At 63.4% G+C, this 7742-nt stretch carries 6 protein-coding genes and 1 pseudogene; 6 read left to right on the forward strand and 1 reads right to left on the reverse strand.

Annotated elements, in window-relative coordinates; all coding sequences use genetic code 11:
• Window positions 1-2: 2 nt before the first annotated feature.
• The 5 genes from QRN52_RS23700 to QRN52_RS23720 all read left to right on the forward strand — a co-directional run bounded on the left by QRN52_RS23700 (window position 3) and on the right by QRN52_RS23720 (window position 5944).
• A complete protein-coding gene (locus QRN52_RS23700; RefSeq protein WP_284756304.1) occupies window positions 3-1613 on the forward strand; it encodes an ABC transporter permease in 1611 nt (536 codons plus the stop codon).
• On the forward strand, window positions 1610-2764 hold the full coding sequence (locus tag QRN52_RS23705) for an ABC transporter ATP-binding protein (RefSeq protein WP_284756305.1): 1155 nt from the start codon (window positions 1610-1612) through the stop codon (window positions 2762-2764). The genes QRN52_RS23700 and QRN52_RS23705 overlap by 4 nt, the downstream gene beginning before the upstream one ends.
• A gap of 201 nt (window positions 2765-2965) precedes the next feature.
• Window positions 2966-3880 carry a patatin-like phospholipase family protein gene (locus QRN52_RS23710; RefSeq protein ID WP_284756307.1) on the forward strand — a complete coding sequence of 305 codons (915 nt, stop codon included), beginning with the start codon at window positions 2966-2968 and terminating at the stop codon, window positions 3878-3880.
• 378 nt (window positions 3881-4258) lie between these two features.
• Window positions 4259-5140, forward strand: a complete 882-nt coding sequence (locus tag QRN52_RS23715) for a hypothetical protein (RefSeq protein WP_284756308.1) — start codon at window positions 4259-4261, stop codon at window positions 5138-5140.
• Window positions 5141-5371: 231 nt separating this feature from the next.
• A complete protein-coding gene (locus QRN52_RS23720; RefSeq protein WP_284756309.1) occupies window positions 5372-5944 on the forward strand; it encodes an MOSC domain-containing protein in 573 nt (190 codons plus the stop codon).
• Between the two features lie 7 nt (window positions 5945-5951).
• Here the strand turns inward: QRN52_RS23720 and QRN52_RS23725 are convergent, their stop codons facing one another.
• Entirely contained in the window at window positions 5952-7226 is a 1275-nt protein-coding gene (locus tag QRN52_RS23725) for an MFS transporter (RefSeq protein ID WP_284756313.1), read from the reverse strand.
• A gap of 241 nt (window positions 7227-7467) precedes the next feature.
• Here QRN52_RS23725 and QRN52_RS23730 point away from each other — a divergent pair.
• A pseudogene (locus QRN52_RS23730) lies at window positions 7468-7742 on the forward strand (HNH endonuclease); the annotation flags it as partial.

Genomic DNA, 7742 nt, shown 5'->3' on the forward strand with positions numbered 1-7742 from the left:
CTGTGACCACTGATCTATCGGCTCGCGTCTCCCCGGAAATTCCCGAGGCTCCGTCGAGCACGACGACGGCGGGCAGGGGCAAGCGCCCCCGCCCGCCTTTCGGCGTTTCTGCAATATCCCTCCTGGCCGTGCTGATCGCGCTGTTTTCGCTCATCCCGCTGGGGTACGTCGCTTACATGACGGCCGCGACCGGGTGGGACACCGCCGTCGCACTCATCTTCCGGCCGCGCGTTGGCGAGCTGCTCCTGAACACCGTGATGCTGGTGGTCTTCACGGTGCCCATCTGCCTGGTGTTGGGAGTCGGTGGCGCGTGGCTCGTGGAGCGGACCAAGCTGCGGGGGCATCGCTGGTGGGCTGTGGCCCTGGCAGCCCCGCTGGCCATTCCCGCGTTCGTCAACAGCTATGCGTGGGTGACCGCGGTCCCCTCGCTGGAGGGCATCTGGTCCGGCGTGCTGATCGCCACGCTGTCGTATTTCCCCCTTGTCTACATTCCCGCGGCGGCGACGCTGGGGCGTCTGGACCCCGCGATTGAGCAGTCCGCGGCCTCCCTTGGCTTGGGACCATGGGCCATCTTCTTCCGGGTTGTCCTGCCTCAACTCCGGATCGCCATGACGGGTGGCGCACTCCTGGTGTCGCTGCACCTGCTGGCCGAATACGGCGCGTTCGCCATGATCCGCTTCGACACGTTCACCACCGCGATCATGACCCAGTTCCAATCCACGTTCAACGGCACAGCCGGGAACATGCTGGCAAGCGTCCTGGTGTTCTTCTGCCTCATCCTGCTCCTGGCGGAAGTCAGGAGCCGCGGTACCGCACGCTACGCCCGCGTCGGTTCCGGTGCACAGGCCAAGCCGACCAGGCTTCCCCTGCGCCACTACCAGCTTCCGTCCCAGCTAGGCCTGCTTGCCCTCACCGTGTTGGCCTTCGGGTTGCCGATCTTTTTTGTCCTGCGCTGGGTGCTGGCGGGAGGCGCGCGCGTCTGGTCCGCCGACGAATTCCTTCCGGCACTGCTCCAGACCCTCGCTTATGGCACCGTAGGCGCCGCGGCGACAATCGTCGTCGGCTTCCCCATGGCCTATCTGGCCGTGCGGCACCCCAGTTGGTTCAGCAAGATGCTTGAACTCTCCAATTACGTCACCAGCTCCCTGCCCGGCATCGTGGTGGGCCTCGCCTTCGTGACCGTGAGCATCCGCATGGTCCCGGGAATCTACCAGACCTCCGGCGTCCTGATTGCGGCCTATGTGCTGTTGTTCCTGCCGCGGGCCCTGGTCAACATCCGCTCCGGACTGGCCCAGGCTCCCAAGGAACTTGACGAAGCCGCGCAATCGCTCGGCAAGGCACCGCTGGTGTCCTTCCTGAAGGTGACGTTGCGGCTCACGGCTCCGGCCGCCGCCGGCGGGGCCGCGCTGGTGTTCCTTGCCATAGTCAACGAGCTGACCGCCACGCTGCTGCTGTCCCCCAATGGCACGCACACCCTGGCCACCGAATTCTGGAGCAAGAGCAGCGAGATCGACTACTCGGGCGCGGCACCTTACGCCCTGCTCATGATCCTGTTGTCCGCCCCCATGACGTACTTGCTTTTCCAACAGTCCAAGAAAGTAGCCGGACAGTGACCGAACAATCCCCCTCAAGGCTTCCGGCACCGCGCGTGGCGGCTTCGGTGGCCCCCACCACCAACACGCATCTGGACATCGCCGAGGTCACCAAGAACTTCGGCTCCCAGGCCGTGCTGAAGGGCGTGAACCTTTCCGTGGCCAAGGGCGGGACCACTGCCATCGTCGGGCCTTCCGGTTCCGGCAAGACCACCCTGTTGCGCCTCATCGCCGGATTTGAGCACCCGGGCACCGGCTCAATCAGCCTCAACGGAAACAAGGTGGCCGGGGACGGGATTTGGGTACCGGCCCACAAGCGGCACGTTGGCTATGTTGCCCAGGACGGCGCGCTCTTCCCACACCTTACGGTGGGGCAGAACATCGCGTTCGGGCTGGACAAGTCAGCGCTCGACGGCGGCCGCCGCGCCGTGAAGACGCGCGTCCAGGAACTGCTCGACATGGTTTCCCTCGATGCCGACATGGCGAAGAGGCGGCCCCACCAGCTCTCGGGCGGCCAGCAGCAGCGGGTGGCACTCGCCCGAGCCCTGGCCCGCGAACCGCAACTCATGCTGCTCGACGAGCCTTTCTCAGCGCTCGACGCCGGCCTCCGCGTGGCCACGCGGCGCGCCGTCGCGAAGGTGCTGAACGAAGCCGGGGTCACCACCATCCTGGTGACGCACGATCAAGCCGAGGCCCTGTCCTTCGCGGATCAGGTGGCGATCATGCGTGGCGGGAAGCTGGCGCAGATCGGCAATCCATTCGTTGTGTACACGCGTCCCGCAGACCGGGCAACGGCCGAATTCCTCGGTGACGCCGTCATCCTGGACGCGTGGATGGAAGGCTCCCTGGCCACGTGTTCGCTAGGCGGCATACCTGTACGCCGTCCCCCGGCGCAGGGCCTCGTGCAATTGATGCTCCGCCCTGAACAAATCCGGATTGCTCCCGACGGTCCCATCCGCGGCGTGGTCGTCGATACGGACTACTTCGGCCCCGAGACCACGGTGCGGATCAAGCTCGCCCCGCGCGTTGCAGCCGCCGGCGCATCCTTGGCCTACCCGGGAGGTGGCGAAATCATCACCATCCGGCACTGGAACGCTTCCATCACCAAGCCCGGCACCGAACTGTGCCTCCGCGTGGTGGGCGAAGGCGTGGCGTTCCCTGTGAAGGATTAGGGCTGTAGGCCGGCGCGGTGTCGGCCTGTTGCGGGCCGCGCCGCGGGCGTGCTAGCGTTGCGGCGATCGTGATCTATCGGCAGGAGGTGAGTCCCATGAACGCAGTATCCGCAATGGGTGCTCCCCTGCAGTCCACGATCTCGCGACTGAAATAGTCGCCACTGGGAGCGCCAAACAGGCAATTCGCGAAAGGCGACTCCCATGAACACAACACCTTCTTTACCTTTGCACCCCCGCGAGCGAGCGTTGGTCCTCGGTGGCGGCGGATCGACAGGCAATGCCTGGCTGATCGGCGTCCTCGCTGGCCTCTTCGAGGCCGGGATGGATGTGACCGATGCCGATCTGACCATCGGCACGTCAGCCGGATCGACGGCGGCGGCCCAGATTGCCGGCGCAACCCCGACTGAACTGTTCGCCAATATCCTTGACGCCGTCCCCCCGCAACGGCCCGCTCCGGTCGGGTCCGGAGCCGGACGCGCATCAGCCAGGTCGGTGGTGAACCATCTGGAGCGGATCAACAAGATCATCGCCGATGCTCAGGACGTGGCTGACATGCGCCGGCGACTGGGCGCGGCAGCGCTCGAGATGGATGCGGCGTCGGATGGCTCCTGGTCCACACAATGGCGCACCACCGTCGCCACCCGGCTACCCAGCCAGAACTGGCCGGAACGACCAGTGCTCGTCACGGCGGTCGATGCCCGTACTGGTGAACCGGTCACGTTCGACCGCCAGAGTGGGGTCGACTTGGTGGATGCAGTCGCCGCCAGCTGTTCCAGCGGCTTGCCTTACAGGATCGGGGACAAGCGGTACCTCGACGGCGGTTACCGGTCCAACGCCGAGAATGCCGATCTGGCAGCCGGATACGAGCGGGTCCTGGTGCTCTCGCCCTTCGGTGGCAGATCATTGCAACCGCTGGAGTGGGGCACGCATCTGGCAACGCAGGTCGACGAACTCCGCGCACGCGGCAGCCGAGTCGAAACCATTTTCCCGGACAGCAACTCCGAGCACATGTTCGGCGCCAATGCCATGGATCTATCGCTGCGCCCGCCCGCTGCCCAGGCGGGGTACGAGCAAGGCAAAGCCCTTGCCAGGCAGCTCACGGAATTTTGGGGCTGAGAGCCCGGGGTTCCTGAGCCTGCAGGCGTGACGACACTTGTTCACGCCTAGGAGGTGACCAAGGCGGTCAAGGGCCGCCTCGGTCACCTTCGCGGCTCAGCCCCGGCTACCTCATCGATCATAAGAGTCGCATTAATGTCAAGAGTTTTTGCTCCTATTGAGTGACGTATACCTGAAATTGAGTGGTCGAAAGTCATAAATTGAGTAGCGACGGACGGTGGATTGAGTATTGAGACATGCGAGAGGAATGCAATCCGTGATTCCCATTTTGGAATTTGAAAATAATTCCCTCGACCTGTTTCATAAAACTCTTGCCCTCATTTGCCTCATATGCATAATTTGATCGTGAAGCGCCTGTCTCTCTCTGAAAGGTGATCCATGTCAAACAGATCTAAGCTAGGTTCAATCGGAAGTCTTCTACTTGTCGCGCTTGTCGCCAGTGGGGTCGTGGTGTCGAGCGCGGGGGTTGCACAGGCATCGCCAGTTTCTTTAGGTGAAGGGGTTCATTCGCCAAGCAAAGTCAGTACTGTTGCGGTCCCCGGAACGAACATCGTTGTTTCTGGCGCCGGCGCTTGGTCCGCAAGCATCACTCTTCCGGGCACGGCTTCATCCGAAGCTCTCGCAAAACCGGGCAAGATCCCGGACGGCCTTTTCGCCGGGCAAGGTGAGCCGGTTCTGAGTACCAAACTCAACAGTGCCGTGATTAGTAGTTATGCCACAGGCAAGGGAACTCAGACACTGATCAACATTGCTTCAAACACTGCGGATCGAGAATATCGGTTTCCCTTGTCGCTCCCCGCAGGATCAAAAGCAGCCATAGACACTGATGGTTCCGTTGTTGTTCGCACCGCTGAGGGTGCGATTGCTGGGGGTTACAGGGCTCCATGGGCTTACGATGCGCTCGGCAGGGCTGTTCCGACGCGGTTCTCCCTCGACGGAGAGGCTCTCGTGCAGTCGATCGATTTTGATCAGAACACAGCCTTTCCGGTAACCGCTGATCCGAGCGACTTTTGGGGCTGGGCCAAGTGTATAGCGACCGTTACGGCAGAGGTTGCTGCTAACGCTCTGGTCGCCGGTAAAGTCGCTAAACTAGTTGCAAGGTTTGGAAGTATTCAGAGGACCTTCGAAATTCTCTTCCGCGCCTGGAACGCGGCATCCGGGCTGGAGAAGAAGTGGCAAGCTGTCGTTGCCGCCGGCGGTGGTCTTGCTGGAGAGGTTCTAGGCATCGCCTCGATCAAGGAAGCGTGTTTTGACTCCTAAAGGTGCTCGCGACATTCCTATTTCCCTGCTTCTATTTGCATTGGTAGCGGTTCTGCTATTCATAACGGCCGCCGGATATATGCAGCTCTGGTGGTCAATACTTGCTGGTATCGCGCTTGTTGGAACCGGCATCGGAGCTTTCGCTGATTTCCAGCGTCGCAAGAACTAGCTTTTCAAGGTTGGGGTAGAGTGCCCGGGGTTCCTGACCCGGGACAGGCATAGCCTTATGGCATGACCGCAAGCTACAGATACGACGTGGAGATCCTGCATCTCCTCGTGTCATCCGGCCACGCCTATTTCGGCCGCGCACGTGATGGTGCTGCCGAGGTGCCCACAAGGGACGCCGAGCAGGTCGACGTCGTAAGCGGCAAAGGCATCGTCGGTGACCGGTTCTTCGGCAAGGCCGCGCACATGGATGCCGCAGTCACCGTGATAGCCATCGAGTCGCTCGAAGCGATGGCTGCTGAGCTGGGGGTCGCACCTTTTGACCCGCTCCTCACGCGCCGCAATGTGGTCCTCAGGGGAGCCCACCTGGCTCCCCTGTTGGGCGAAGAATTCGCCCTGGAATCGCGGGGCGGCCTTGTGCGGTTCCGGGGCGGCCGGCCGGCGCACCCCTGTGCGTGGATGGACCAGGTCCTCGCTCCGGGCGCACATGCCGCCATGCGCGGCCGCGGTGGCGTGCGCTGCCAACCGCTTTCGGATGGCATTCTGCATCGTGGCCCAGCTGTGCTATTTAGTCCCGTACCGCTTGATCCCGACAAGGCCGGCCAGGCCACGCTCCTCCGGGCTTCACGGCTTCCGTAGGACTTTCCTACAGCTGCCGGGGCTCGGCGTCTGTAGCAGCGATCGAGGCGTTGGCTTGATCGGCCAAAGAGCCCTGCCGACGACTCGCCAGGAGGAACGGCACCGCGATCAGCTCGATGACGCCGCTGATGGCGAGCGAGGCGGAGTAGCCGTACACATCGGCCGCCCGGCCGAGCAGCGGCTGCACCACCACTCCACCGCTTGATCCCATGAGTGAGTCGAAGCTCAGCACCGTTGCCCGCTGCTTCGACGGGATCATGTCGTTCACGTAGGCCTGCCGCACCGGGGTGGCCGCCGAGTCGACCATGGCCCAGAACGTCAATAGGGCCAAGGCCATCCAGAAGACGCTCGTGAACCCGAGCACCACCAAAATCGACGCACTCACCACTCCGCTCAGAATCAACACGGTGGTGCGTTTGCGGACAAGGCGCCGGATGCGTGGTGCAAGCCACCCACCCAGCACCTGCGCTCCTGCGACGATTGCCGCCGCCAGCCCGGCCACAGAGTACGCGCGCGGGTCGCCGAAGAGCTGAAGCAGGTATGGCTGCAGGGCATAGAACACATAGATCCCGACGCCGGCGCTGAACGGCGCTGCCAGCATCACGTACCGTACGGGTGGATTTTTCAAACCGTTCTCGATCGAGGCGTCCAGAACGGCTCGGGTCGCCTTGAGGGGATGGGTAGAACGTTCGGGGGTGAACCCGACGTCGCGCATGAGCAAGAAGGCCACGGCGAACATGGCGAGGAGCACGCCCACGCGAATCAGGAACGGCACGCCCAGGTTGGTGGCCTGCGCGATCACCCCGCCAGCCACCGAGCCCGCGAGCATGGCGGCGCCCGAGACCATCTGGCCGCGCCCGAGCACTGTCTCCAGGCCACCCTCATATCCAGTGAAGCGCAGCGCGTCGACGAGCCAGGCCTCCACAGCACCCGAGAAGAAGGTGAAGCCCAGGCCGAGCAATACCGACACCACGGCCCACCACAAAAACGGGGCGGAAAGCTGCCAAAGCAGATAGTACAGGTAGGTGGACCCGGCCAGCGTCACCGTGCCAAGCAGGAACGAAATCCGGCGCCCCCAACCGTCAGCCACCACTCCGGTAGGCACCTCGAATACCACCATTCCGGCAGTGAAGAAGGCGTTGGCGGCAAAGGCCTCAAGGTTGCTGAGTCCGGCATCCAAAAGGAAGAGGGTGTTGATCCCCCAGATGAACGAAGCCGCGAGGGTATTGCCGAGGGTCAACGTGAGATAGACGCTTTGGATCTTTCGGGCGGCGGGGTTCATCGGGACGACGGCCCCGCCTTGACGAGGGGGAACCACGAGCCCATTCTCGTCCGCTTCGGTTGCGCACGCCAGAGGCGGACGGGACGGGCTTGAGGGGCGCCCGCGAAACGTCTCCGATGGCCCATTTGCCGGGGCCGCGAGGCTTGTCAGTTTCTAGGAAAGTTCTGCCGATTTCCGGGTTTTTCGGCAGGCAGGTCTCCTTCGAGCTATTAATGTCAGACCCCCCTGCGATGCTTTGGTTATGGCCGGGAACCGGGGAACACCGCTGATCGGATCAGCCGCGCCAGTCGGCGGCACGGACCCTGGGGCTGTCCCCGGTGTCGCTGTCGCGGGCGTCCGAGTGCAGGATCTGATCGACGCCGTGAGATCGCTTCGGCCGGCCGTTGCCTTTGAACTGGCCGGCGGCACCGAAGTTGCCGCCCCCGCTGAACTGATCAACCAGCTGCGTGCCCTTGAGGACCTGAAGTCCGCGGCCGCCGCTGCCCAGGCCCGGATCGCGGTCGCGTTCGATGCCGC

The sequence above is a fragment of the Arthrobacter sp. efr-133-R2A-120 genome, from assembly GCF_030209835.1.
In the GTDB taxonomy this organism is placed as follows: Bacteria; Actinomycetota; Actinomycetes; order Actinomycetales; family Micrococcaceae; genus Arthrobacter.

What these genes read in the sequence shown, in the direction of transcription:
- QRN52_RS23710 (WP_284756307.1), top strand. Translation starts at nt 2,966, where the DNA reads ATGAACACAACACCTTCTTTACCTTTGCACCCCCGCGAGCGAGCGTTG.
- QRN52_RS23715 (WP_284756308.1), top strand. Translation starts at nt 4,259, where the DNA reads ATGTCAAACAGATCTAAGCTAGGTTCAATCGGAAGTCTTCTACTTGTC.
- QRN52_RS23720 (WP_284756309.1), top strand. Translation starts at nt 5,372, where the DNA reads ATGACCGCAAGCTACAGATACGACGTGGAGATCCTGCATCTCCTCGTG.
- QRN52_RS23725 (WP_284756313.1), bottom strand. Translation starts at nt 7,226, where the DNA reads ATGAACCCCGCCGCCCGAAAGATCCAAAGCGTCTATCTCACGTTGACC.